The 23678-nt window shown below is 66.6% G+C and carries 23 protein-coding genes and 1 tRNA gene; 15 read left to right on the top strand and 9 right to left on the bottom strand.

What is annotated here, in order from left to right; genetic code table 11:
- Positions 1–2 precede the first annotated feature (2 nt).
- Positions 3–953 carry an L-threonylcarbamoyladenylate synthase gene (locus RPR59_RS04785; RefSeq protein WP_313917218.1) on the bottom strand — a complete coding sequence of 317 codons (951 nt, stop codon included), beginning with the start codon at positions 951–953 and terminating at the stop codon, positions 3–5.
- 48 nt (positions 954–1001) lie between these two features.
- On the opposite strand from RPR59_RS04785, the gene RPR59_RS04780 reads away from it, so the two are divergent.
- Positions 1002–2726, top strand: a complete 1725-nt coding sequence (locus RPR59_RS04780) for an acyl-CoA dehydrogenase family protein (RefSeq protein WP_313917216.1) — start codon at positions 1002–1004, stop codon at positions 2724–2726.
- Between the two features lie 4 nt (positions 2727–2730).
- On the opposite strand, the gene RPR59_RS04775 is transcribed toward RPR59_RS04780, so the two are convergent.
- The 3 genes from RPR59_RS04775 to RPR59_RS04765 form a co-directional block, all read right to left on the bottom strand.
- The gene (locus RPR59_RS04775; RefSeq protein WP_313917214.1) at positions 2731–3039 is read right to left on the bottom strand and encodes a hypothetical protein; all 309 of its coding nucleotides are present in this window, start codon (positions 3037–3039) and stop codon (positions 2731–2733) included.
- Between the two features lie 131 nt (positions 3040–3170).
- Positions 3171–3527 (bottom strand): GntR family transcriptional regulator, encoded by a 357-nt coding sequence (locus RPR59_RS04770; protein WP_313917212.1) that lies wholly within the window; start codon positions 3525–3527, stop codon positions 3171–3173.
- Positions 3528–3565: 38 nt separating this feature from the next.
- The gene (locus RPR59_RS04765) at positions 3566–4144 is read right to left on the bottom strand and encodes a nitroreductase family protein (RefSeq protein ID WP_313917210.1); all 579 of its coding nucleotides are present in this window, start codon (positions 4142–4144) and stop codon (positions 3566–3568) included.
- Between the two features lie 131 nt (positions 4145–4275).
- On the opposite strand from RPR59_RS04765, the gene RPR59_RS04760 reads away from it, so the two are divergent.
- The 4 genes from RPR59_RS04760 (at position 4276) to RPR59_RS04745 (ending at position 9325) form a co-directional block, all read left to right on the top strand.
- On the top strand, positions 4276–6126 hold the full coding sequence (locus RPR59_RS04760) for a peptide MFS transporter (RefSeq protein ID WP_432280287.1): 1851 nt from the start codon (positions 4276–4278) through the stop codon (positions 6124–6126).
- 14 nt (positions 6127–6140) lie between these two features.
- Positions 6141–6836, top strand: a complete 696-nt coding sequence (locus RPR59_RS04755; RefSeq protein ID WP_432280286.1) for an NnrU family protein — start codon at positions 6141–6143, stop codon at positions 6834–6836.
- 444 nt (positions 6837–7280) lie between these two features.
- Positions 7281–9041 (top strand): DEAD/DEAH box helicase, encoded by a 1761-nt coding sequence (locus RPR59_RS04750; RefSeq protein ID WP_313917206.1) that lies wholly within the window; start codon positions 7281–7283, stop codon positions 9039–9041.
- A gap of 210 nt (positions 9042–9251) precedes the next feature.
- Positions 9252–9325 (top strand) — tRNA-Gly (locus RPR59_RS04745).
- A gap of 8 nt (positions 9326–9333) precedes the next feature.
- Here the strand turns inward: RPR59_RS04745 and RPR59_RS04740 are convergent.
- Positions 9334–10089: a competence/damage-inducible protein A gene (locus RPR59_RS04740; protein ID WP_313917203.1), complete on the bottom strand. Its 756-nt coding sequence runs from the start codon at positions 10087–10089 to the stop codon at positions 9334–9336.
- Between the two features lie 65 nt (positions 10090–10154).
- Here RPR59_RS04740 and map point away from each other — a divergent pair, with 65 nt between their 5' ends.
- On the top strand, positions 10155–10994 hold the full coding sequence (gene map / locus RPR59_RS04735) for a type I methionyl aminopeptidase (protein ID WP_313917201.1): 840 nt from the start codon (positions 10155–10157) through the stop codon (positions 10992–10994).
- Here the strand turns inward: map and RPR59_RS04730 are convergent.
- Positions 10973–11809 carry an endonuclease V gene (locus RPR59_RS04730; protein ID WP_313917199.1) on the bottom strand — a complete coding sequence of 279 codons (837 nt, stop codon included), beginning with the start codon at positions 11807–11809 and terminating at the stop codon, positions 10973–10975. The genes map and RPR59_RS04730 overlap by 22 nt on opposite strands.
- A gap of 49 nt (positions 11810–11858) precedes the next feature.
- On the opposite strand from RPR59_RS04730, the gene RPR59_RS04725 reads away from it, so the two are divergent.
- The 3 genes from RPR59_RS04725 to RPR59_RS04715 all read left to right on the top strand — a co-directional run bounded on the left by RPR59_RS04725 (position 11859) and on the right by RPR59_RS04715 (position 14587).
- Positions 11859–12197 (top strand): P-II family nitrogen regulator, encoded by a 339-nt coding sequence (locus tag RPR59_RS04725; protein WP_313917197.1) that lies wholly within the window; start codon positions 11859–11861, stop codon positions 12195–12197.
- A 95-nt stretch (positions 12198–12292) separates the two neighbouring features.
- On the top strand, positions 12293–13705 hold the full coding sequence (glnA, locus tag RPR59_RS04720; RefSeq protein WP_313917194.1) for a type I glutamate--ammonia ligase: 1413 nt from the start codon (positions 12293–12295) through the stop codon (positions 13703–13705).
- Positions 13706–13978: 273 nt separating this feature from the next.
- Entirely contained in the window at positions 13979–14587 is a 609-nt protein-coding gene (locus tag RPR59_RS04715; RefSeq protein ID WP_313917192.1) for a flavodoxin family protein, read from the top strand.
- A gap of 24 nt (positions 14588–14611) precedes the next feature.
- Here RPR59_RS04715 and RPR59_RS04710 read toward each other — a convergent pair whose 3' ends face one another.
- The gene (locus RPR59_RS04710) at positions 14612–15508 is read right to left on the bottom strand and encodes a tyrosine recombinase XerC (protein WP_313917190.1); all 897 of its coding nucleotides are present in this window, start codon (positions 15506–15508) and stop codon (positions 14612–14614) included.
- Positions 15509–15669: 161 nt separating this feature from the next.
- Between RPR59_RS04710 and RPR59_RS04705 the strand changes: the two genes are divergently transcribed.
- Both RPR59_RS04705 and RPR59_RS04700 read left to right on the top strand, forming a co-directional pair.
- Positions 15670–17109 carry an amidohydrolase gene (locus RPR59_RS04705; RefSeq protein ID WP_313917188.1) on the top strand — a complete coding sequence of 480 codons (1440 nt, stop codon included), beginning with the start codon at positions 15670–15672 and terminating at the stop codon, positions 17107–17109.
- Positions 17106–18419, top strand: a complete 1314-nt coding sequence (locus RPR59_RS04700) for an amidohydrolase family protein (protein ID WP_313917186.1) — start codon at positions 17106–17108, stop codon at positions 18417–18419. The genes RPR59_RS04705 and RPR59_RS04700 overlap by 4 nt, the downstream gene beginning before the upstream one ends.
- Before the next feature lie 33 nt (positions 18420–18452).
- Here the strand turns inward: RPR59_RS04700 and RPR59_RS04695 are convergent, their stop codons facing one another.
- Positions 18453–18614 carry a hypothetical protein gene (locus RPR59_RS04695; protein WP_313917184.1) on the bottom strand — a complete coding sequence of 54 codons (162 nt, stop codon included), beginning with the start codon at positions 18612–18614 and terminating at the stop codon, positions 18453–18455.
- A gap of 120 nt (positions 18615–18734) precedes the next feature.
- Between RPR59_RS04695 and RPR59_RS04690 the strand changes: the two genes are divergently transcribed.
- The 4 genes from RPR59_RS04690 (at position 18735) to RPR59_RS04675 (ending at position 23263) form a co-directional block, all read left to right on the top strand.
- On the top strand, positions 18735–20681 hold the full coding sequence (locus RPR59_RS04690; RefSeq protein ID WP_313917182.1) for a M1 family metallopeptidase: 1947 nt from the start codon (positions 18735–18737) through the stop codon (positions 20679–20681).
- Between the two features lie 157 nt (positions 20682–20838).
- Complete coding sequence (gene tgt / locus RPR59_RS04685; protein ID WP_313917179.1) at positions 20839–21966, top strand: tRNA guanosine(34) transglycosylase Tgt; 1128 nt, start codon at positions 20839–20841, stop codon at positions 21964–21966.
- 81 nt (positions 21967–22047) lie between these two features.
- Positions 22048–22239, top strand: a complete 192-nt coding sequence (locus RPR59_RS04680; protein WP_313917177.1) for a hypothetical protein — start codon at positions 22048–22050, stop codon at positions 22237–22239.
- A 103-nt stretch (positions 22240–22342) separates the two neighbouring features.
- Positions 22343–23263: a cell wall hydrolase gene (locus tag RPR59_RS04675; protein ID WP_313917175.1), complete on the top strand. Its 921-nt coding sequence runs from the start codon at positions 22343–22345 to the stop codon at positions 23261–23263.
- Positions 23264–23312: 49 nt separating this feature from the next.
- On the opposite strand, the gene RPR59_RS04670 is transcribed toward RPR59_RS04675, so the two are convergent.
- Entirely contained in the window at positions 23313–23657 is a 345-nt protein-coding gene (locus RPR59_RS04670; protein ID WP_313917173.1) for a hypothetical protein, read from the bottom strand.
- Between the last annotated feature and the right edge of the window lie 21 nt (positions 23658–23678).

The raw sequence follows: 23678 nt of genomic DNA, 5'->3' as shown, positions 1-23678 counted from the left end.
GGTCAGCGGGTCGCCGCGCGCCGCAGTCGGTCGTTGATCGCCACGCCGATGCCCACCGCCGGAACGGGCGCGACGGCGATCGCGCGCGATCCGGCGGCGTCCGCGCGGTGAAGACAGTCGAACAGGCGCGCCGCCGCTTCGACCAGATCGCCGCCGGCCGATAGCTGGGCATCGCCTGCCACGTCGCCGAAGCCGATCAGATACTCCCCCTCGCGCGCGCCGGTCGCGTCGAGGCGCAGCGGCTTGTCCGGCGCATAGTGGCTGGCAAGCTGGCCCGGCGCCTCGATCCGCGCGCCCGCCTCGCCCGGCACCGCGCCGAGCACCGCTTGCACCTGCTCCGCCGTGACCGGACCGGGACGCAGCAGACGCAGCGGCGGCCCGGGGGCGACGATCGTCGATTCCAGCCCCGCATCGGTCGCGCCGGCATCGATGATCAGCCCCAGCCCCTCGCGAAAGCGCGATGCGACATGCTCCGCGCGCGTCGGGCTGATGCCGCCGCTGGGATTGGCCGACGGGGCCGCCAAGGGACGGTCGGCGGCCATGATCAGGTCGCGCATCGCGGGATGGGCCGGCATGCGAAGGGCGATGGTATCGAGCCCGGCGGTCACGAGCGATGCGATGGGTGCGTCGCTCCGGCGCGGCAGGACGAGCGTCAGCGGACCGGGCCAGAACGCCTCCGCAAGCGCCAGCGCGGCTTCGCCGAAGACGGCGAGCGACCGCGCCTCGTCCAGCGATCGCACGTGCACGATCAGCGGATTGAAGCTCGGCCGCCCCTTCGCCGCATAGATGCGAGCCACGGCCCGGGCGTCGGTCGCGTCGGCGGCGAGCCCGTACACCGTTTCGGTCGGCACCGCGACCAGGCCGCCGGCGCGAATCACTTCGGCACCGCGAGCGATCGCCCGCGCGCCGTAGCGTAACGTCTCTATCGCACCCTGTCGGTTTGGTTCAGCCACGAAATCCGCGCTATACCGCGACCGACAACAGCACAAGAGAGGACCCCGATGGCCTTCACGCCGCCCGTCGCCGAACAGCGTTTCGTGCTCGATCATGTCGTGCATCTGGCCGAGCTTGCCGACACCGATCGCTTCGCCGCCGCGAGCAGCGACGTGGTCGACGCCGTGCTGGAGGGTGCGGGCCAGCTCGCGGCCGGCGAATGGGCGCCGCTCGACCGCGCGGGCGACACCGTCGGCGCGAAATGGACCGAGGACGGCGTGGTGATGCCGGACGGCTTCCGCGCGGCCTATCGCGCCTATGTCGATGGCGGGTGGGGCACGGTCGGCGTGTCGGAGGCCTTCGGTGGGCAAGGTCTGCCCTATGTGCTGGCCACCGCCGTGCTGGAGACGCTGGGCGCGGCGAATTTGAGCTTCGCGCTGGCCCCGACGCTGACCATGGGCGCGGTCGAGGCGCTGACGCACCATGGCAGCGAGGAGCAGCAGCGGCTGTATCTGCCCCGTCTCGCGAGCGGTGAATGGACCGGCACCATGAACCTTACGGAGCCGCAGGCGGGGTCGGACGTGGGCGCGCTGAAAACCCGCGCCGAACCGCGCGCCGATGGCATCTGGTCGATCACGGGCACGAAGATATTCATCTCGTTCGGCGATCACGACCTGACCGACAATATCGTGCATCTCGTTCTGGCGCGAACGCCCGATGCGCCGCCGGGCACCAAGGGACTGTCGCTCTTTCTGGTGCCCAAATACCGGCTGGACGCCGACGGGCGGCCCGGTGCGCCCAACGACGTCAAGGCCGTCTCGATCGAACACAAGATGGGGCTGCACGCCTCACCGACCTGCGTGCTGAGCTTCGGCGAACATGGCGACTGCGCGGGCGAACTGATCGGCGCGGAAGGCGGCGGCATGGCGGCGATGTTCACCATGATGAACAACGCTCGCCTGAATGTCGGCCTCGAAGGCGTGCAGGTCGCCGAACGCGCCACGCAGCGCGCCGTGACCTATGCCCGCGAGCGGATCCAATCCGCAAAAGCGGGCGCCCCCGGCCGCGAGCCGGTCGCGATCATCGAGCATCCCGACGTCCGGCGCATGCTGCTGCGGATGAAGGCGCAGACCCAGGCGATCCGGGCGCTGGTCTATTACGCCGCCGGCCAGGTGGACCGCGCCGCACTGGGCGATGCGCGCGCGAAGCAGCGCCTCGACCTGCTGACGCCGCTCGCCAAGGCACACGGCACCGACATCGGCTGCGAGGTCGCCGACATCGGTATCCAGGTGCATGGCGGCATGGGATATGTCGAGGAAACCGGCGCGTCCCAGCATTTTCGCGACGCCCGCGTGACGCGCATCTACGAAGGAACCAACGGCATCCAGGCGGCCGATCTCGTCGGTCGCAAGCTGTCGCTGGACAGTGGCGCGACGTTGCGCGCCCTGATCGACGAGATGCGGCGCGAATCGCGCGGGGACGCCCTCCTCGCCCTGCTGGACATGTGTGAGGCGGTGGGGCGGCACATGCTGTCGGTGAGGATCGAGGACCGGCTGGCGGGAAGCTGTCCGTTCCTTACCATGCTTGCGACGGCGGTATGCGGCTGGTTGATGGAACGCGAGGGCCGCGCTGTGGAGGCGTCCGGCGCCGAACCGGACTTTGCGGCGATGAAGGCGGCCGCCGTGCGCTTCTATGTCGATCAGATCGTGCCCGAGGCACTGGGGTTGAACGCTGCGGCGACGGCGTCGGCGGATGCGCTATATGCGGTATCCGCCGACGCCTTCGCCGCCTGAGCGGTCATGCCGCGAGCGGCGCCTTTTCCGCCGGGCGCGTCGTGCGGATCAGGCCAACGCCCGTCATACCGCCCTCGTTGATCGGCACGGCGGCATGGCAGAACGAACATTCCGCCGTCATGCGGCCGACTTCCCACTGGGTGTTGCCGCAACCGGGGCAGTGATTCACTTCGTTCATCCGATAGGAAACCCGGTATCCCGAGCGACCTGGAATCGTCTTCTGTCGAACCTGGACCATACTCGTTACTCCCTTCCAAAGTCGGAAAGGAAACCGGGCGATGATATGTTTTGTTCCCGCGACGAACCGAACCATGCCATGGTTGCCAGCCGCTGTTGCGCCGGCACAACAGCGGCGAATCGGCACGCTCGCTACGCTTTAGGTGCAGTGCAACAACTCAGGCAGGGTGAAAAATTTCTTTGGGAAGGCAGCGCCGGACCCGAGCCTCACGCTGTTTCGCGATCGAGCAGATCGGCCGGGTCGAGCCCGATCAGCGCGATATGGTCGCGGACCTTCGGCCAGTGGCTTGAGAGGAAGCGTTCGCGCTCGGCGACACGCAGCCGATCGACCGCGCCGGGAAGGATGAACATACCGACGCCGCGGCGAACCTCGACATAGCCATCGTCCTGGAAGGTCTGATAGGCCTTGGCGACCGTCAGCGGATTGGCGCCATATTGCGCCGCCAGCGCGCGCACCGAAGGAAGCTGGTCGCCCGCTTCATATTCGCCGCGCAGGATCGCAGCCGCGATCATCGCACGCAACCGCAAATAGACCGGGCCGTCCTCGGTTTCCCATGCTGTCATGCTGGCTTAATACACCAGTTGCCCACCATGTCCAACCCCTAACCCTGCCATGTGCTGGCGATCCGTTCCGTCTCCGGGCGCGGCCGTTCCTCGACCGGTTTTCCCGGTGATCCGACGAACAGAAAGCCGGCGATGCGCTCATGCGGCGCCCCGAAGGCATCGCGCACCGCATCGGAATAGGCCGCCCATCCCGTCAACCAGCCTGCGACGAAACCCATTGCATGCGCGGCATGCAACAGGTTCATGCAGGCAGCGCCTGCCGACAGTTCTTGCTCCCAGAGCGGGATATGGCTGTCGGTCCGCGGCGACGACAGGGCCACGACGAGCGCCGGCGCCTGGCGGGCGAACTGGTCCATCGCCTCGATCTCCAGCCGACCGGCATCGGGCTTTTCGGCGCGATAGGCGGTGACGATGACCTCCGCCAGGCGGTCGCGCCGGTCGGCCGGAACGATCACGAAGCGCCACGGGGCGAGCTTGCCGTGGTCGGGCGTCCGGCCGGCGATCTCGATCATCTGCCGGATCTGCCCCTCGTCCGGACCCGGCGCGATCATATCGCGCGGCTTGCCGGAACGGCGGGTTGCGAGATGGGTGAGCGGTGTCGTGTTGTCGTTCAGCATAGGCCCGTCAGCTAAGCACTGCGCGCCCGGTCGACAATGCGCTTGGCATCGGCGTCTGTGCCGTTAGGTTCGCCTCATCGACAAATTGCCGCGGCCGGCCGCGGCGAACCGGATTCGAAAAGGATCGCCTTGTGAGTTTCAACACCATCATCCTGTTGGGCGGGATTGCCGTATTGGCGGCGTTCCTGCTCGCGGGCGCCTATGCCGTTACGCGCCCGCAAAAGGAGGTCTTCGGTCACCCAAAGGGGCTGTACGTCCTGTTCTTCGCCGAAATGTGGGAGCGTTTCTCCTATTACGGGATGCGCGCGCTCCTCATCTTCTATCTCACCAAGCACTGGCTGTTCGACGATTCGAAGGCGAACCTGATCTACGGCGCCTATACCTCGCTGGTGTACATCACGCCGGTGCTGGGCGGGTATCTCGCCGACAAGTGGCTGGGCCAGCGCAAGGCCGTGCTGTTCGGCGCGGTGGTGCTGACCGGCGGCCATTTCCTGATGGCGTTCGAGGGCACCGGCGGCCAGAGCGATCCGACCATCAACATCTTCTGGCTGGCGCTTTCCTTCATCATCGTCGGTTCCGGCTTCCTGAAGGCCAACATCTCGGTCATCGTCGGCCAGCTCTACTCGATCACCGATGTCCGCCGCGACAGCGCCTACACCATCTTCTACATGGGCATTAACGTCGGCGCCGCCGTCGGCACGATCATCGCCGGCTGGCTGGGCGAGAATTGGGGCTGGAGCTGGGGCTTCGGCGCCGCCGGGGTCGGCATGCTCCTGGGCCTGGTCGTGTTCATCGGCTTCAAGCCCCTGCTGCAGGGCAAGGGCGAGCCGACCGATCCTCAAGTGCTCAAGAAGGCTGTGGCGGGCGTCAACCTCGAATGGCTGATCTACGGCGCGGGGCTCCTCTCGATCGCGGTCATCTGGGCGCTCATCCAAGCGCAGGACGTGGTCGGGTCGTTGATGCTGGTTTCCGGCGTGGTCTTGCTCCTCTACGTGTTGGCGACCGGCATTTTCGAACTGCCCTACGGATCGTTCGCCCGGGCGCCGAGCGGACCGACCAACGCATTCCGCGGAGCATCGGCACTCATCGTCATCGGCAGCGCGCTTTATGTCGGCACCGTGCTCGGCCTGTGGGCCGTTCCCGAAAGCCTTGCCGGCATCGTTGCGCTCGCCGGCTTCGCATTGTTGCTGGGTGTGATCCTGCAGCAGGGCATGACGAAGACCGACCACGCCCGTGACCGGATTTACGTGATTATCTTCCTGATCGCGCTGAACCCGATCTTCTGGGGCCTGTTCGAGCAGGCCGGCGGCAGCCTGAGCCTGTTCACCGATCGCTATGTCGATCGCGCAGGCATCGACGCTTCGCTGTTCCAGTCTGTGAACCCGATCTACATCATCCTGCTCGGGCCGCTACTGGCGATGCTGTGGCCGATGCTCGGCAAACGCGGACTGGAACCATCGACGCCCGCCAAGTTCGGCATCGGCCTCATCCTGCTCGGCGCGGGCTTTCTTGTACTCAACTACGGCGCGCATGCAGCCGGGATGGCAACCGCCACGCCGGTGATCTTCATCTTCCTGATCTATTTCCTGCACACCTCTGGCGAGCTTTGCCTGTCGCCGGTCGGATTGTCGGCAATGAACCGCCTTGCGCCCAAGCACATCGCCAGTCTGATCATGGCGGCCTGGTTCTTCGGCACCGCGGGAGGCAACTTCGTCGCCGGCTTGATCGGCCAGGCCACGGGCGGCGAGGACGGTGACGCATCCAAGCAATCGATTCTCGCCATCTATTCCCAGATCGGCTGGGTCACCGTGGGCGTCGGCGTGGTCGTTATGTTCCTGGCGATTTTCGTGAAGCGGCTGTCGCACCTCGACACGTTGAAGGACGAACCCGACCATGCGATGGAGGGCGACAACGAACTGGCCGAGCCGCAAGCGGCGGGCTTCGATCCGAAGCCGGAGGAATTGCGGCCGTCCTCACGCTGAGGGGAATGGAGGAAATGGCGAACCTGGTCCTGGCCTGCATCGCCTTTGTCGGGTCGCATTTCCTCCTTTCCCATCCCTTGCGCGCGCCACTGGTGACGCGCTTCGGCAACCGGCGGTTCCTGGGGCTCTATTCACTGGTCGCCCTCATCACCCTGGGCTGGGTCGTGCTCGCCTATCGCGCGGTGCCGATGCAGCGTTTCTGGTGGCATGTCGGGGACGGACTCTGGGTGCTGGCGACGCTGATCATGCTGGTGGCGAGCGTGCTGCTCGTCGGGTCCTTCCACGGCAACCCGGCTCTGCCGCGCCCCGAGGAGCCGGAAAGCGCCCGTCCCCCCGCCCCGCGCGGCGTCTTCGCCATCACCCGCCACCCGATGATGTGGTCCTTCGCATTGTGGTCGCTGGCGCATATCCTGGTGCTGCCGGTCGCGGCCAATTTCGTCCTGACGCTCGGCATAGCGATCCTGGCGCTCGGCGGCGCGGCGCTGCAGGATCGGAAGAAGGAACGGCTTCAGCCCAGGCTCTGGAGCCGGTGGGAGGGCGTAACGTCCTTCTGGCCGTTCGTCGCGCTCACCGAGGGACGCGCACAATGGGCCGCCGCCTGGCCGCGCACGCCGGCCTTTGTCGGCGGAATCCTGTTATGGCTGGCCGCAAGCTGGGCGCACATGCCGCTCGCCGGCTGGCCCGCCGGCATCTGGCGCTGGATCGGCTGAGGAACTCGGACGGGCCGGAGGCACAGTGGAGCTGGTCGCTCGCTTCGCCCTCCAGTATGTTATCCCAGGCAGTTGTGGTCGATAGTCGATCGCGCGCACCTCGGCGTCATACGGTCGATCTTGCGCAGGCACAGCTTCGCCGCGCTTCAGGCCGGCGCCGATGCGCTCAAGCTCTTCCCGGCAGATGCCGCGAGCCCGGCCTTGCTGAAGGCACAGGGCTCGACAGCGTTCCCCCGCAGCGTTTGGCGACGGCGGCAACGGCGGCGACCGAAAACAATTGGAGCAAAAGCGATGGCGATGCTGTATGCGCCCGGCAAAAGCCTCGACGCGATCGGCTCGATCGGCCGTCGCGACTCGCTTCGGCCGACATTCATTCGAGAACCGGCCGCCACACAGACACATATCCTGCCCCGCCGTCCACGGCCTGGCCAATCCGCGAGCATCATGACCTTTTCCACCCTTCCGACCGTATTCGGCGACGCGCTTGCCGAACGCGGCTATGCCGAGCCCACTGCCGTTCAGGCCGCCGTTCTCGCGCCCGAGGCACTCGGCCGCGATCTGATCGTCTCCGCCCAGACCGGCTCGGGCAAGACCGTCGCCTTCGGGCTTTCGCTGGCTGACGACCTTCTCGGCAGTCTTGCCGCGCCAGCGCGCACCCCGCTCGCGCTGATCGTCGCGCCGACGCGCGAATTGGCGTTGCAAGTGAGCCGGGAACTGGGCTGGCTCTATGCCAGGGCCGGCGCGCGCATCGCCACCTGCGTCGGCGGCATGGACGCATCGAAGGAACGGCGCGCATTGCGCGGCGGCGCGCATATTGTCGTCGGCACGCCGGGGCGACTGCGCGACCATCTCGAACGCGGCGCGCTCGACCTGTCCTCGCTCCGCGCGGTGGTGCTCGACGAAGCCGACGAAATGCTCGACATGGGGTTTCGCGAAGATCTCGAGGAAATCCTCGACGCGACGCCGGAGGGTCGGCGCACGCTGCTGTTTTCCGCCACGATGCCAAAGCCCATCGTCGCGCTGGCCAGACGGTATCAGCGCGATGCGCTGCGCATCGCGACCGCCGGCGACGACCGCGGGCACGGCGACATCGCCTTTCAGGCGGTGACCGTCTCGCCCGCCGAAATAGAAGCCGCGGCAATCAATCTGTTGCGCTTTCACGAGGCCGAGACGGCGATCCTGTTCTGCGCCACGCGCGACAATGTCCGCCGGCTGCACGCCACCTTGCAGGAGCGCGGTTTCGCCGTCGTCGCGCTGTCGGGCGAACATTCGCAGTCGGAGCGCAACCAGGCGCTTCAGGCGCTGCGCGACCGGCGCGCCCGCGTCTGCGTGGCGACCGATGTCGCCGCGCGCGGGATCGACCTGCCGAGCCTGAGCCTCGTCATCCATGTCGAGATTCCGCGCGACGCCGAAACGCTGCAACACCGCTCCGGCCGTACAGGCCGTGCGGGAAGGAAGGGAACGGCGGTGCTGATCGTCCCCTATCCACGCCGCAAGCGCGTTGAATCGATGCTGCGCGGCGCGCGGATCAACGCCGACTGGATCGAAGCGCCGACGCCCGAGACGATCCGCGCGCGGGATCGCGAACGGCTGCTGTCCGACCTGCTCCAGCCCGCCGAGTATGACGACGAGGATCGCGCGTTGGCGCAGCGCCTGCTCGCCGAACGCTCGCCCGAGGACATCGCCGCGGCGCTGGTTCGCGCGCACCGCGCCGCCATGCCGCAGCCCGAGGACATGATCGAGAACACGCCCGAGGCGCGCCGCGCCGCACAGCAGGAGCGCCACCGGCCCGGCTTTGAAGACGTCATGTGGTTCCGCCTCGATATCGGGCGCCGGCAGAATGCCGATCCGCGCTGGCTGCTCCCGCTGCTGTGCCGGCGCGGCCATATCACCCGCAACGAGGTCGGCGCGATCCGCATCGGCGCCAACGAAACCCATTTTCAGGTGCCGCGCGCCATTGCGGGCAAGTTCAACGCCGCGCTTGCCCGCACGGCGAATGACGATGGCGATGAAGAGAGTGTCCGGATCGAGCCATCCGACGGCCCCCGCGAAGCTGCGCGCGGCAACCGAAATGCGAAGGCGCGCAAGCCCCGGCAAGGCGGCCCGAAAGCACGCGGCGGCGGACAGGCCTCTCGCGCTGCCGGAGCCAGGGGACGGGACGGTGCGAAGGGCAGCGGAAGGGGCCGCAGGCAGCGCCCGTCCTAAAGGTAAGTCCGACCGACCTTGAACGCCATTCCGGACCCTTGGGCCGGCTCAGGAAAAGCCTCATTCCAGCGCAGCCTTCCTTGTACTTCCGCGAAGGCGGAACCCGGTCTATGGGCTGACAGCATTCGCCTCCCGGTTGGCATTCCGACCGGGCAAGAAGTCGGAATGCCGCTTGACAAAGCCGTGCAACGCCAGCATTTCCGGGGCTTCGCGGGCGTAGCTCAATGGTAGAGCAGAAGCTTCCCAAGCTTAAGACGGGGGTTCGATTCCCCTCGCCCGCTCCAGTATTTTGTCAAATCCCCCCGTCCACGACCTGCCTGCCGGCGTGCTCCAACGCTGCGGTGAGATCGGCGGTGCAGCGGTCGACCAGTGCCTGCCGGGTGGCCCGCACGACGAAATTGGCGCCGACCCTGCCCTCGCGGAAAAATGGGTAGCTGCCGATCGCGACGCCGGGATGCCCCTTTTCCGCCGAACGCAGCAGATCCGCCACCTCGCTTTCCGCGACCCAGCAGCCGATAGTGCGCGATACCAGCGGCGCACCACCTTCCAGCGTGCCGGTAAGCGCATCCAGCATGCCCGCGGCGATGTGCGGCACGCCGGCCAGAATGAAGATGTTGCCATAACGGATGCCCGGCGCGCCCGACATGCGGTTGGGGATCAGCCTGGCCCCCTCCGGCACGCGCGCCATGCGCAACCGGGCATCGGTCAGGCCGCCCCGATCGGCATAATGCCGTTCCAGTACCGCGCGTGCTTCCGGGTGAACCACCACATCCACCCCCACGGCGCGGGCGATGGCGTCGACGGTGATGTCGTCATGGGTCGGTCCGATACCGCCAGTGGTGAACAGATAGTCGTTGCGCCCGCGCAGTGCGTTCACCGCCTCTACAATGGCGTCCTCGCGGTCCGCTATCACCCGCACCTCCGCCAGCCGAATACCCTGCGCGTTCAGCCAGACCGCGATTTGCGCGACGTTCCTGTCCTGCGTGCGGCCGGACAGGATTTCGTCGCCGATGACTGCGAGTGCCGCCGTCCAGATACGTTCCGCCATGGTTGCCGCCATAGCCCGGCGCGGTGCTCTCGCAAAGCGCGCAAAGGGTCGCTATATCGCCCACCATGACCGAATATATAGCAGCCGATACCGATTTTCCGCTCGCCCGCACGGGCGCCATCAAGCTCTATCCCTTCGAACAGTTCGAGGGGATGCGCCGCGCCGGACGCCTGGTGGCGGAGATTCTCGACGCAGTGGCGCCGCATGTCGTGCCGGGCGTGACGACGCGGGAGCTGGACGACTTCATCCACAAGATGATCGTCGATGCCGGCGCCGTGCCGGCGACGCTCGGCTATCGCGGCTATACGCATTCGAGCTGCATCTCGATCAATCATGTCGTCTGCCACGGCATCCCGTCCGATCGGCAGATCAAAGACGGCGACATCATCAATATCGACGTGACGCCCATCCTCGACGGCTGGCATGGCGATTCGAGCCGCATGTACCTGGCCGGAAACGTGCCGCTGAAGGCGCGCCGCCTGGTCGACGTGACCTATGAATGCATGATGCTCGGCATCGAACAGGCCAGGCCCGGCAATTATCTGGGCGACATCAGCCACGCGATCCAGGAATATGCGGAAAAGCACCGCTACGGCGTGGTGCGCGATTTTTGCGGCCACGGCGTCGGCAAGCTGTTCCACGACGCGCCCGAGGTCGTTCATGTCGGCCGCCCCGGCACCGGCCCGGAACTGAAGCCCGGCATGATCTTCACCATCGAGCCGATGATCAATATCGGCCGCCCCGACGTGAAGCTGCTCGACGACGGCTGGACGGCGGTCACGCGCGACCGCTCGCTGTCGGCGCAGTTCGAACATTCGATCGGCATCACCGAGGATGGCTGCGAAATCTTCACCGTCAGCCCCGGTGGGCTGCACCGCCCGCCCTACGACGCCCCGTCGGAATAGGCCCGCCGCGCCGCGTTCGCCGCTTCGTGCGCCAGCCGGGTCGGCAGCGGCAGGCGGCGGCCGTCGGTGAGCTTCAGCACCCATTCGACAGCGGTTTCCAGCGAGATGCGGTGGCCGGTGCTGACAAAGATCGGGTTGGCGCGCGGTCGGGTACGCAGCGCCATGGCCACCACCTCGCCGCGGTCGACGAGCGGCGCGCGGTCGCCCGGATCCGGTCCCAGTTCGCCCTCGACTTTTCCGCAAAGGATGGTTTTGGCGCAGCCGATCGAGGGGACATCGGCCACCACGCCCAGATGCGTGGCGATCCCGCAGCGGCGGGGATGCGCGATCCCGTGCCCGTCCACCAGGACCAGATCGGGCCGGCGCGCGATACCATCCAGCACTTGCAGCAGCGCGGGACATTCGCGGAACCCCAGATATCCGGGCACATAGGGAATCGGCGGAACGACGCTGATAGTATGTGCTGCGAACGGATCGGCAAGCGGCCAGGGCAGCGGTGCGACCGCCGCGTGAATGGGGCCGCGCGTATCACGCCATTTCATCGATGTGTCGACGCCCGCCACCACCGAGACGGGCCCGAAACGGTCGCGATGTTCCGCGGCCCGAGCAATCTCGCGCTGCGCAATCGTGGCCGCTTTCAGGTCGGGTGGATCGATCCAGTGCCTCGGTCGGTTCATGATTGCGACAACGCATGCAGCCGGTATCGGATGCTGCCTATTTTCTGGGCATCCGGTTCGGGTTGCCGCATAAGCCGGCACGCAATTGTGTCGTCGGTGATACAAGAACGCGCGTTCTTGCAGTGCGGCAACTGGCACGTTTATTGAACTATCCGACGATGCTCTCCGGGGAGGACCACGTACAGCGATGAAAAAGATCGAGGCGATCATCAAGCCGTTCAAGCTCGATGAGGTGAAGGAAGCACTGCACGAGGTCGGCGTATCCGGGATCACCGTGACCGAGGCAAAGGGTTTCGGCCGACAGAAGGGTCATACCGAACTCTATCGCGGCGCCGAATATGTCGTCGATTTCCTGCCCAAGGTGAAGCTGGAGGTCGTCGTCGAGGACGGGCTCGCCGAGCGCGTTGTCGAAGCGATTGCGGGCGCCGCCCAGACCGGCCGGATCGGCGACGGCAAGATTTTCGTCATCCCCATCGAGACCGCGCTGCGCATCCGCACCGGCGAACGCGACGCCGAAGCGATTTGACGCAGCGCACAAGTCGCAAATAATGGTTCGCAGTCCCTGCAATATGATTGCGCGATTCGCGGACCCTACGTTCCAAGAGGAAAGGCACTATCCCCATGGCCAATGACGCCGGCAGCATTTTGAAGATGATCGAGGAAAACGAGGTCGAATGGGTCGACCTGCGTTTCACCGACCCCAAGGGCAAGTGGCAGCACCTGTCGATGGTGGCGAGCGCGCTCGGCGAGGACGAACTGGCCGACGGGCTGATGTTCGACGGGTCCTCGATCGAGGGCTGGAAGGCGATCAACGAGTCCGACATGGTGCTGAAGCCGGATCTCGATTCCGTCTATATGGATCCGTTCTCGGCCACGCCGATGCTGATCCTGTTCTGCGACGTGGTGGAACCGTCGACCGGCGAACTCTACGCCCGCGACCCGCGCTCGACCGCGAAACGCGCGGAGGCGTATCTGAAGAATACCGGAATCGGCGATACCGTCTATGTCGGCCCCGAGGCCGAATTCTTCATGTTCGACGATGTCCGGTTCGAGACGAGCTACAACACCAGCTATTATCAGATCGACGACGTGGAATTGCCGACCAACAGCGGCAAGGAATACGAGATGGGCAACATGGCCCATCGCCCGCGCGCCAAGGGCGGCTATTTCCCCGTGGCGCCGGTCGACAGCGCCGTCGACATCCGCGGCGAGATGGTCTCGACCATGATGGAAATGGGCCTGCCCTGCGACAAGCATCACCATGAGGTGGCGGCCGCGCAGCACGAGCTGGGCCTGACCTTCGGCACGCTGACCCAGACCGCCGACCGCATGCAGATCTACAAATATGTCGTGCATCAGGTCGCGCACGCATATGGCAAGACGGCGACGTTCATGCCGAAGCCGATCATGAGCGACAACGGATCGGGCATGCACACCCACTTTTCGATCTGGGAGGGCAAGGAGCCGCTGTTCGCGGGCAACGGCTATGCCGGCCTGTCGGAGACGTGCCTCCATTTCATCGGCGGCGTCATCAAGCATGCACGCGCGCTCAACGCCTTCACCAATCCGACGACCAACAGCTACAAGCGGCTGGTCCCCGGCTTCGAGGCACCGGTGCTGCTGGCCTATTCCAGCCGCAACCGCTCCGCCTCGTGCCGCATCCCCTACGGTGCGGGATCGAAGTCGAAGCGCGTGGAATTCCGCTTCCCCGACGCGATGGCCAATCCCTATCTCGCCTACGCCGCGCTTCTGATGGCGGGTCTCGACGGTATCCAGAACAAGCTCCACCCCGGCGAGGCAATGGACAAGAATCTGTACGACCTGCCGCCGGCCGAACTCGTCAACGTGCCGACCGTGTGCGGTTCGCTTCGCGAAGCGCTGGTGGCGCTGCAGGAAGACAACGAGTTCCTGCTGAAGGGCGACGTGTTCACCAAGGACCAGGTCGAGGCCTATGCCGAGCTGAAATGGGCCGAGGTGATCCGCTTCGAAACGACGCCGAGTCCGGTGGAATACGACATGTACTATTCGGCCTGAGGCACCTTGCCGGGCCGCGGCGGCGTTGGCCGTCGCGGCCCGTTCGACCAAGCTCCGCTTATGTCGAGCCTATTCACCCGGCCGGAAATGCTCGTCGGGACAGGCTCCGGCATACTCTGAGCGGAAGGGGTGGGTGTGCGGCTGTCGGCCAGGCGCGCGCGCCTGCTCGTCGGAGCAGCCCGGAATGGCGCCGCGCGCAAGCCGCCCGTTCCGGTGCGCGGGAAAGGAAGCAGGATCGGCGCGTTGACCGGTGGCAATCGAAGGAGAGATCCGATGCCGCTTACTGCTATCGCGCTCAATTGCACGCTCAAGGACGATCCGTCGGAAGCCTCGTCGACCGACAGGATGATCGGGGTGTTGGAAATCGCCTTCGCGCAATACGACGTCGAGTTGGTCGAAACCATTCGCTGCGCAGCCCACAACGTCAAACCGGGGGTGACCTCGGACGAAGGCGCCGGGGACGCATGGCCGCAATTGCGCGAACGGATTCTCGGCGCAGATATCCTGATCTTCGGCGGCCCGATTTGGATGGGGCAGATTTCCAGCGTCGCCAAGCGCGTGCTGGAGCGTATGGACGCCTTTACCGGGGAAACCGACGACCAGGGCCGGATGCCGAGCTATTCCAAGGTCGCCGTCGCGGCGATCGTCGGTAACGAGGATGGCGCGCACTGTTCCTCGGCCCAATTGTTCCAGTCGCTGAACGACAGCGGCTACACCATTCCCGCCGTCGCCGCCTGCTACTGGGTAGGCGAAGCGATGGGTTCGGTCGACTTCAAGGATCTCGACCAGGTGCCGGACAAGACCCGCAAAACCGCCGGCATGGTGGCCGGCAATGCCGCACATCTGGCAAAGCTGCTGAAGGAAAAACCCTATCCCGGCTGATTCGGACCGCCGGGCAGCGGCCGATCAGCCCTGCCCGCGCGGATGGGCGTTGCGATAGACATCCAGAAGATGCGCCGCGTCGACCGCGGTATAGACCTGCGTGGAACTGAGGCTGGCATGGCCCAGCAGTTCCTGCAGCGCCCGCAGGTCGGCGCCGCGCCCCAGAAGGTGGGTCGCGAAGCTGTGGCGCAAGGCGTGCGGCGTCGTCCGGTCCGACAAGCCGAGGCGGCCGCGCGCCGCGCGAACCGATCGGCGGATGATCGCAGGCGACAGCGGCCCGCCCTTCGCGCCGCGGAAAAGTGCCGCCTCACGCGCGGCGCCGTAAGGGCTCAACCGCACATAGGTCTCCACGGCGTCGCGCACCTGCGGCAGCAAGGGCACGATCCGCGTCTTGTCTCGCTTGCCCGTAACGGAAAGCGTCTCGCCTAGCGGCAGAATGGCGCCCGTCAGGCCCAGGGCCTCGCCGATACGCAGCCCGGCGCCATAGAGCAGCATCAGGACCGCCCAGTCCCGTGCCGCGATCCAGGGTTCGCGCGCTTCTTCGGATACCTCCTCGGCAAGCGCCACCACTTCATCCGGCGCGATGGGCCGCGGAACACCCTTTTGCACGCGTGCGCCGCGAAGGCGCGGCACCGTGTCGCGACCGGTGGCAAAGCGCAGAAAGGCGCGCACTGCGGAAAGTTCACGCGCGGCCGACGCGTTCGTCAGTCCGCGCGCGCGCCGGTGCGCGAGATACGCACGGAGATCGGATGCGACGATGCGGCCGAGATCGTCGCGCGATACCGGTCCGCCCCAATGCGTGCGAAGAAAGGCCAGCAACCGCTCGGCAGTGGCGCGATAGGCGCGAACCGTATGCGGCGACCGCCGCCGGTCGCGATCGAGATGGCGGGCGAAGGCCAGGGGCAGCGGGGGGTCCGACATGGCGGCGGTGATTCTAGGCCCGTGCGCCGCAGGGTGACAATAGCGTCGCGCGGCGCCGGCAATGACGGCAATTGACAGGAGCGGCGGTTTCACGGAACGTCGCCGCCGGACGGCCGCAGGATCGGTTCATTCTCATCGGCGGCGTTGGCACAGGGGGCTGAATGATACAGAGACGATTGTCGCGCGGCGGCATCGCGCGACTGGCGGGCGCAGTGCTGCTCGCCTGTTCGGTGGCGGCGTGTGCGTCGACGGACACAGGCAAGACGGAAACGGCGTCCTCGAAGGCGCCGGCCGGATCGCGCGGCTATGATCGCGATCCCTATCCATCGACCTATCACCGCTATCCCGGGGCGCCGACGCTCGTTCGCAACGTCACGATTTTCGATGGCGAGGGCGGCCGCATCGACAACGGCGCCGTCTTGTTCGCCGATGGCGAGATCGTGGATATCGGCACGTCGGTCGAAGCGCCGCAGGGCGCGACCGTCATCGACGGTACGGGCAAGGTGCTGACACCGGGCATCATCGACGTCCACAGCCATCTCGGCGACTATCCTTCGCCCTCCGTCCCAGCCCTCTCCGACGGAAACGAAGCGACAAGCCCGGTGACCGCCGAAGTCTGGGCCGAGCACAGCGTCTGGCCGCAGGACCCGGGATTCAGCCGCGCACTGGTCAATGGCGGCGTCACCACGCTGCAGATCCTGCCCGGCTCCGCCAACCTGTTCGGCGGACGATCGGTCGTGCTGAAGAACGTGCCTGCGCGAACCGTTCAGGCGATGAAGTTTCCCGGCGCTCCCTACGGCTTGAAAATGGCCTGCGGCGAAAATCCGAAGCGCGTTTATGGCAGCCGCGACCAGGCGCCATCGACGCGCATGGGCAATATCGCCATCGACCGGCAGACCTGGGCAAAGGCCCAGGCCTATGACCGGAAATGGACGAAATATGAGGAGGAAGGCGGCGACGTTCCCGATCGCGATCTCGCCATGGACACGCTGCGCGGCGTGCTGGACGGCGAAATCCTGGTCCACAACCATTGCTACCGCGCCGACGAAATGGCGGTCGTGATGGATATGGCGAAGGAGTTCGGCTATCACGTCACGGCCTTCCACCACGCCGTCGAAGCCTACAAGATCGCCGACCTGCTGAAGGCGAACGATACCTGCGCGGCCGTCTGGGCCGACTGGTACGGCTTCAAGATGGAAGCATATGACGCGATCCAGACGAACCTTCCGCTGCTCGAGAAGAACGGCGCGTGCGCCATGATCCATTCCGACGACGAGAACGGAATCCAGCGGCTGAACCAGGAAGTCGCCAAGACGCTTGCCGCGGGCCGCCGCGCCGGCATCGACATCTCGGACGCCGCGGCCTGGAGGTGGCTGACCTACAATCCGGCCAAGGCGCTGGGCATCGCCGACCGGACCGGTAGCCTGAAGCCCGGCAAGATGGCGGACGTGGTGCTGTGGAACGGCGATCCGTTCAGCGTTTACAGCCGCCCGGAAAAGGTGTGGATCGACGGTGCGCTGCTCTACGATATGGACGACCCGGCGCGCCGACCGGTCTCCGACTTTGAACTCGGCCAGCCCGGCGCGGGAGACGTGAAATGAAGCACCCTTCCCTATTGCTTATCGCGGCGGCGGCGACCGCAGCCATGGCGATGCCGGCCGCGGCCCAGGATGTCGCGATCACCCATGCCAGGCTGGTGATCGGCGACGGCTCCGCCCCGATCGAAGACGGCACGGTGGTGGTCCGCGCCGGCCGCGTCGTGGCGGCCGGCGCTGGCGTTTCCGTGCCCGCCGGAATGGATGCGATCGACGCAGGCGGCCGCTGGGTCACGCCAGGCATTGTCGCGGGCTTCACCCGACTTGGCATCGTCGAGGTCGACGGGGTGCGATCGACCGACGACAGCGCCGCCGGCGACAGCCCCTTTCACGCATCGCTCGATGTGGCGCCCGCGGTGAACCCGCTTGCCATGCCGGTCGAAATCAATCGCGCCGCCGGCATCACCCGTGCCGTCGTCGCGCCCGCGACGTCGGATTCGATCTTCGCCGGACAGGGCGCCGTGATCGATCTCGGCCGCGATCGTGACGCCATCACGAAGCGCCACGCCTTCCAGTTCATGGAATATGGCGAGGACGGCGCGCAGGAGGCCGGCGGCAGCCGCCCCGCCGCCTTTGCCATGTTCCGCAACGCCCTGTTGCAGGCCCGCGATTATGCGCGCGACCCCGACGGCTATGCCGATCAGGGCAAGGACGCGCTCGTCAACGCCTATGACGCCAAGGCGTTGATGCCGGTGGCGGAGGGCGAGGTGCCGCTGCTCGTCCATGTCGAACGCGCATCCGACATCCTGGCGCTGCTCGACCTGAAACGCGAATTGCCGAAGCTGAAACTCGTGCTGGTCGGCGCGTCCGAGGGCTGGACCGTTGCCGACCGCATCGCCGCCGCTGGCGTTCCCGTCATCGCGAGCGCGTTGAACGATCTGCCCGCCGCATTCGAAAAGGTCGCCGCCACCCAATCCAATGTCGGCCGGATGCAGGCCGCCGGCGTCACCGTGGCCCTGGGCACGATCAACGACAATGACGCGCGGCAGGCACGCCATGAAAAGCAGTATGCCGGCAACCTGGTCGCGCTGACCAAAGTACCCGGTGCCACGGGGCTGCGTTGGGACCAGGCCTTTGCCAGCATCACGTCGGGCGCGGCCGAGGCGATCGGCATGGCCGACCAGATCGGCTCGCTGCGCCCCGGCCGGCACGGCGATGTCGTGATCTGGAGCGGCGACCCCCTCGAACTGGACAGTGTGGCGCAGACCGTGTTCATCGACGGCGTGAAGCAGCCGCTCGAAACCCGGCAGGACAAGCTGCGCCAGCGCTATATGCAGCCGACCGAGGGCAGCCTGCCGAACGCGTACGAACGCTGAGGCGCGGTGATGGCGCGGCGGCGGGTCGCGCGATCAGCCGCCGCCGATCCCCTCGACCACCCGGCCCGTGCCTTCGCAGCGGGGACAGGTCTCGTCACCCTCCTTGCCGCTTCCATTGCAGCGCGGACATATATCTTCGCCGGTGCCGGGGGTGTCGGGAGCGGCTTCGTCGCCGGGACTGGTCGGTCGGGACATTGCGGTTCTCCTTGTCACGCATCTTTCGCGACCAACGAGCGCCGCGGCGCTTCGCTCCCGCCGGTGGGGCCGCGCCCTGTGGTCTGGCAATCATCGTATCGGCGCGTTAGGCAGGTCGCGATGATGAAGAAACTGCTCGCGGCGGTCGCGCTGCTGTTGATGGCCACCCCTGCGGTGGCCCGGAACTACAATCCGCGCGAAACCTTCGCGCCGCTCGACCTGGGGCAGACGGTTAACCGCTATCGCTCGTCGAACGGCATGCCGGGACCGGATTACTGGCAAAACCGCGCCGACTACGCCATCCGCGCGACGCTGGACACGAAAGCGAAGGTGCTGCGCGGATCGGTGCGGATCACCTATACCAACAACAGCCCCGATACGCTGCGCGTCATCTGGCTGCACCTGGAGCAGAATCTCTACAAGGCCGGTTCGCGCGGGTACAAGGCGGCCGGCGGTCCGGTGCGCGGCGTAACCGGCGGAATGGCGCTCGATAGCGCGAAGATCGCGATCGGAGGCGACGCCGCCGCAACGGTCGAGCCGCTGATCAGCGATACGCGCGCGCAGCTTCGCCTGCCCGCGCCGCTCGCATCCGGCGAAACCGCTGTGATCGAGATCGCCTATCACTTTAGCATTCCCGGCACATTCGGCGGGCGCATGGCATGGGGCCGGTCGAAGGACGGGGAAATCTACGACCTGGCGCAGTGGTATCCGCGCGTCGCCGTCTATGACGATCTGCGCGGCTGGGACCCGCTGCCCTATCTCGCGCAGGAATTCTACCTCGAATACGGCAATTTCGATTACTGGCTGACGGTGCCGAGCGACATGATTGTCGCGGGTTCGGGCAAGCTGATGAACCCGGAGGAGGTGCTGACGAAGCGGCAGGTCGGGCGACTGGAAAAGGCCGCGCATTCGGACGAGACGGTGATGATCCGCTCGCCGGACGAGATCGGCGATCCCGCGACCCGGCCGAAGCGCGGCGGCACGCTGACCTGGCATTTCCGCATGGAAAATACGCGGGACGTGGCGTGGAGCGCGTCGTCCGCCTTCGCCTGGGACGCGGCGCGCATCAACCTTCCGAACGGCAAGCATTCGGTGGCGATGTCGCTCTATCCGGCGGAAAGCGCCGGGCCGGAGCGCTGGGGCCGGTCGACCGAATATATGAAGGACGCGGTCGAGCGCTTTTCGGCGAAATGGTATCCCTATCCCTGGCCCGCCGCGATCAACATCGCCGGACCCGCGACGGGCATGGAATATCCCGGCATCGTATTCGACGGCATTCCCGACAAGGGCAAGGTGCTGTTCTGGATCTCCGCGCACGAGATCGGCCATAGCTGGTATCCGATGATCGTCGGCTTCGACGAGCGCCGCCATGCCTGGATGGACGAAGGGTTCAACACCTTCATCGACGTCTATGAATCGGACGAGTTCAACGGCGGCGAATACGCCCCCAAGCGCGACAGCGAATATGCGCCGGGCGGCGGCAATCCGGTCGACGAGATATTGCCGATCCTCGCCGACAAGGACGCCCCGCCGATCGTCAGCCGCGCAGACACGGTGATCGAGACGTGGCGGCATCCGGTCACCTATTTCAAATCGGCGCTGGGGCTGATCCTGCTGCGCAAGCAGATATTGGGGCCGGAGCGGTTCGACCATGCCTTCCGCCGCTTCACCGCGGCCTGGGCTTACCGGCATCCGCAGCCCGCCGATTTCTTCCGCGCGATGGCGAGCGATGCCGGCGAGGACCTCGATTACTGGTGGCGCGGCTGGTATTTCAACAATTGGCAGATGGACCTGGCGGCGACGAAGATCGCCTATGTCGACGACATGCCGGCGAAGGGCGCGCTGATCACCGTAGCGGCGAAGGACAAGCTGATCATGCCGGCGACGCTGCGCGTGACCTTCGCCGACGGCAGCGTGAAGGACGTGCGGCTGCCGGCCGAAACCTGGATCCGCCAGGCGGCGAGCGCGGTACCGGTCGGCGGCACGTCGAAGGTGGTTCGCGCCGAGATCGACCCCGGCCACAAGCTGCCCGACAAGGACCGCAGCAACAATGTGGTAACAGGTTGATCCCCCACTCACCCTGATCCACCCCGCACACCCTGAGCTTGTCGAAGGGCGGTTCTTCGCAGCATCCGTGAAGGACGCTGCTTCGACAAGCTCGGCAAAAACGGATCTGATCGGCGATGAGTAGACACGATAGGCCCGGCGCGGCATGGCGCATCCCATGAATCCGCGTTTCGAGTTCACCATCCACGCCACCGACGGCGCGGCGCGCACCGGCACGATCGCCATGCGCCGCGGTGCAATCCGCACGCCTGCCTTCATGCCGGTCGGCACCGCCGCCACGGTGAAGGCGGTGAAGCCCGCCGACGTGCGCGCAGCCGGCGCCGACATCATCCTCGGCAACACCTATCACCTGATGCTGCGTCCCACCGCCGAGCGCGTTCACCGGCTGGGCGGGCTGCACGGCTTCATGGGCTGGGACCGGCCAATCCTGACCGATTCGGGCGGCTATCAGGTGATGAGCCTGTCCGACCTCACCAAGGTCACAGAGGAGGGCGTGGCGTTCAAGAGCCATCTCGACGGCTCGCGCCACATGCTCAGCCCGGAACGTTCGATGGAGATCCAGCGGCTGCTCGGCTCCGACATCGTCATGGCGTTCGACGAGCTGGTGCCGACCACGGCGGACCGCGACAGGCAAGCGGCGGCGATGGAACGGTCGATGCGCTGGGCCAGGCGCAGCCGCGAAGGCTTCGATGCGGGCGGCGAGCATGCCGAAAACGCCGCACTGTTCGGCATCCAGCAGGGCGCGCTCGACGAAGGGCTGCGCAGCGCCTCGGCGGAGGCGCTTACCGATATCGGCTTCGACGGCTATGCCATCGGCGGGCTCGCCGTCGGCGAAGGCCAGGAAGCAATGTTCGGCGTGCTCGACTATGCACCGGACCAATTGCCGGCGGAGCGGCCCCGCTATCTGATGGGCGTGGGCAAGCCCGACGACATCGTCGGCGCGGTGGAACGCGGCGTCGACATGTTCGACTGCGTGCTGCCGACGCGCTCGGGGCGCACCGGCCAGGCGTTCACGCGGGCTGGCCCGATCAACATCCGCAACGCGAAATTCGGCGAGGACACGGGACCGCTCGACCCCGCCTGCCCCTGCCCCACCTGTGCGGGCTGGAGCCGTGCCTATATCCATCATCTGGTGCGCGCCGGCGAAATCCTTGGCGCGATGCTGATGACCGAGCACAATCTGTGGTTCTATCAGCGATTGATGGCCGATCTGCGCACAGCGATCGCGCAGGGGGGCCTGAAAGCATTCGCCCACGATTTTCGGGCGCTTTATCACGGACGATGACGGCGTGCCGGCACGTAAAGGGCTTGCAACACGTTCAAGAGGTTGGAATGCCTGGCGTAGGATTATGGGCTGGAGGATGGCTTGAGCGACCCCACGGACAATGAGATCACGGCCGCAGTGCGCGAGTCCAACTCTTCACGCGTCGGCGCGGCATCGACGGCCGACCCTGGCAAGCGCCGCAACTGGCCGCTCGCCGGTATCGGCATCGGCATCGGATCGGCGGCACTGGCGGCGGCGGCGATCTACGCCAGCAAGTGGCGGCGCGAACGCTGACCCCCCGCGGGGACGAATCCTGTCTTAACCATATAGCGTGCCGCCACGGGACGGGCCGAAATCGGCACGCGCCGGACGGTGCCGGCTGCGCTATCAGGCTGCCATGTTCGCGCGTCGGCACGGGCGGAGTCGCCCGCACTCCATCGCCACGTTATCCACGCTCGCGCTGGGCGGCATTTTCTGCGCCCACGGCGCGATCGCCTCGTTCGATCAGCTCGGTCGGCCGAAACCCGTTTGGCGGACGGAGAACATGCGGCTGGACGCCGCGCTGCCACGGGCAATCGACACGACCGGCGGAGAAGATGCCGACGCCGCCGCTTCGGTGATGCCGGCAAGGCCCTTCACCCCGCGCGGTAGCGCGCTCGACCGAGTGAGGGCCGCACAGTGCCTGACCAGCGCACTCTATTACGAAGCGGCACGAGAGCCAGAGGACGGACAACGTGCGATCGCCCAGGTAATTCTCAACCGGGTGCGCCACCCTGCATTTCCCGACACAGTGTGCGGCGTCGTCTATCAGGGGTCGGAACAGGCCGGATGCCAGTTCAGCTTCGCCTGCGACGGCTCGGTCGCGCGACGGCCCGATCAACGCTACTGGCGCCGCGCCGCCCGGGTGGCGGACGCCGCTTTGTCGGGCCGGGTCTTCGCGCCGGTCGGCCTGGCGACGCATTACCACACCTACGCGGTCCACCCCGCCTGGAACCGGTCGCTGGTGATGACCGGCATGTTCGGCGCGCACCTGTTCCATCGCTGGAAAGGGTATCGGGGAACGCCCGCGGCTTTCCACGAACGCTATGTCGGCGGCGAACCGGCACCCGGCCCGCATTTCGCGCCGTCGGCGCCGATACCCGCCCCCGCCGCCGCGACGGCGCAGCCGGTGCCGCAGCAAGAGGCGGAGGCCGACGCCCCCGCACCGATACCGAGGCACGAACGCTTGGCCGATAGCGGCCCGCCGGCCTCACCCGATCCATTGCCGCAATCGGCGATTCTCGACAAGTGGAAGGATTCCGGCAAGCCCCTGCGCTGACCGCTCTGCCGGATCGGCACCGCCCCGACAGGAGCGGTGCCCGACAGCCTTACCGGTAGTGCGACGATCGGCGGACCTGCCGATCGTGTGTCTGCACCCGCACGCGTTGGGACAGGGCGGCATAGCGGCGGTCGAGCGCGACGCGCTCGGCCCGGCTCAGGCCATGTCCGCTATGGCGATAGCGCCGTTCGAGCTTTGCAAGCGCCCGCGCCTGCGCCTGCAGCCTGCCGGCTTCACGGCCGTTCAACGCGCCGGAGCGAAGACCGTCGGCGATCCGGGTCTCGACCGCGGCCTGCCGCTGGTGAACCTGTCCCCGTCCGGCCGCGATCGCGGTGGCGGGAAGAACGGCGCCGGCAATGCCGAGCCCTGCGACGAGCATGATGACCTTCTTCATGGCGACACTCCGTTTCGACGC

Source organism: Stakelama saccharophila (genome assembly GCF_032229225.1).
Classification (GTDB): domain Bacteria; phylum Pseudomonadota; class Alphaproteobacteria; order Sphingomonadales; family Sphingomonadaceae; genus Sphingomonas; species Sphingomonas saccharophila.
Note: the sequence above shows the minus strand (reverse complement) of the source record. Positions and strands in the feature narration are given on the sequence as shown.

Coding starts and splice junctions, on each gene's coding strand:
- RPR59_RS04675 (WP_313917175.1), top strand. CDS start 22,343: ATGTTCGCGCGTCGGCACGGGCGGAGTCGCCCGCACTCCATCGCCACG.
- RPR59_RS04710 (WP_313917190.1), bottom strand. CDS start 15,508: ATGTCGGACCCCCCGCTGCCCCTGGCCTTCGCCCGCCATCTCGATCGC.
- RPR59_RS04725 (WP_313917197.1), top strand. CDS start 11,859: ATGAAAAAGATCGAGGCGATCATCAAGCCGTTCAAGCTCGATGAGGTG.
- RPR59_RS04780 (WP_313917216.1), top strand. CDS start 1,002: ATGGCCTTCACGCCGCCCGTCGCCGAACAGCGTTTCGTGCTCGATCAT.
- RPR59_RS04755 (WP_432280286.1), top strand. CDS start 6,141: ATGGCGAACCTGGTCCTGGCCTGCATCGCCTTTGTCGGGTCGCATTTC.
- glnA (WP_313917194.1), top strand. CDS start 12,293: ATGGCCAATGACGCCGGCAGCATTTTGAAGATGATCGAGGAAAACGAG.
- RPR59_RS04670 (WP_313917173.1), bottom strand. CDS start 23,657: ATGAAGAAGGTCATCATGCTCGTCGCAGGGCTCGGCATTGCCGGCGCC.
- RPR59_RS04765 (WP_313917210.1), bottom strand. CDS start 4,144: ATGCTGAACGACAACACGACACCGCTCACCCATCTCGCAACCCGCCGT.
- RPR59_RS04715 (WP_313917192.1), top strand. CDS start 13,979: ATGCCGCTTACTGCTATCGCGCTCAATTGCACGCTCAAGGACGATCCG.
- RPR59_RS04750 (WP_313917206.1), top strand. CDS start 7,281: ATGACCTTTTCCACCCTTCCGACCGTATTCGGCGACGCGCTTGCCGAA.
- tgt (WP_313917179.1), top strand. CDS start 20,839: ATGAATCCGCGTTTCGAGTTCACCATCCACGCCACCGACGGCGCGGCG.
- RPR59_RS04740 (WP_313917203.1), bottom strand. CDS start 10,089: ATGGCGGAACGTATCTGGACGGCGGCACTCGCAGTCATCGGCGACGAA.
- RPR59_RS04705 (WP_313917188.1), top strand. CDS start 15,670: ATGATACAGAGACGATTGTCGCGCGGCGGCATCGCGCGACTGGCGGGC.
- RPR59_RS04695 (WP_313917184.1), bottom strand. CDS start 18,614: ATGTCCCGACCGACCAGTCCCGGCGACGAAGCCGCTCCCGACACCCCC.
- RPR59_RS04700 (WP_313917186.1), top strand. CDS start 17,106: ATGAAGCACCCTTCCCTATTGCTTATCGCGGCGGCGGCGACCGCAGCC.
- RPR59_RS04770 (WP_313917212.1), bottom strand. CDS start 3,527: ATGACAGCATGGGAAACCGAGGACGGCCCGGTCTATTTGCGGTTGCGT.
- RPR59_RS04775 (WP_313917214.1), bottom strand. CDS start 3,039: ATGGTTCGGTTCGTCGCGGGAACAAAACATATCATCGCCCGGTTTCCT.
- RPR59_RS04690 (WP_313917182.1), top strand. CDS start 18,735: ATGATGAAGAAACTGCTCGCGGCGGTCGCGCTGCTGTTGATGGCCACC.
- map (WP_313917201.1), top strand. CDS start 10,155: ATGACCGAATATATAGCAGCCGATACCGATTTTCCGCTCGCCCGCACG.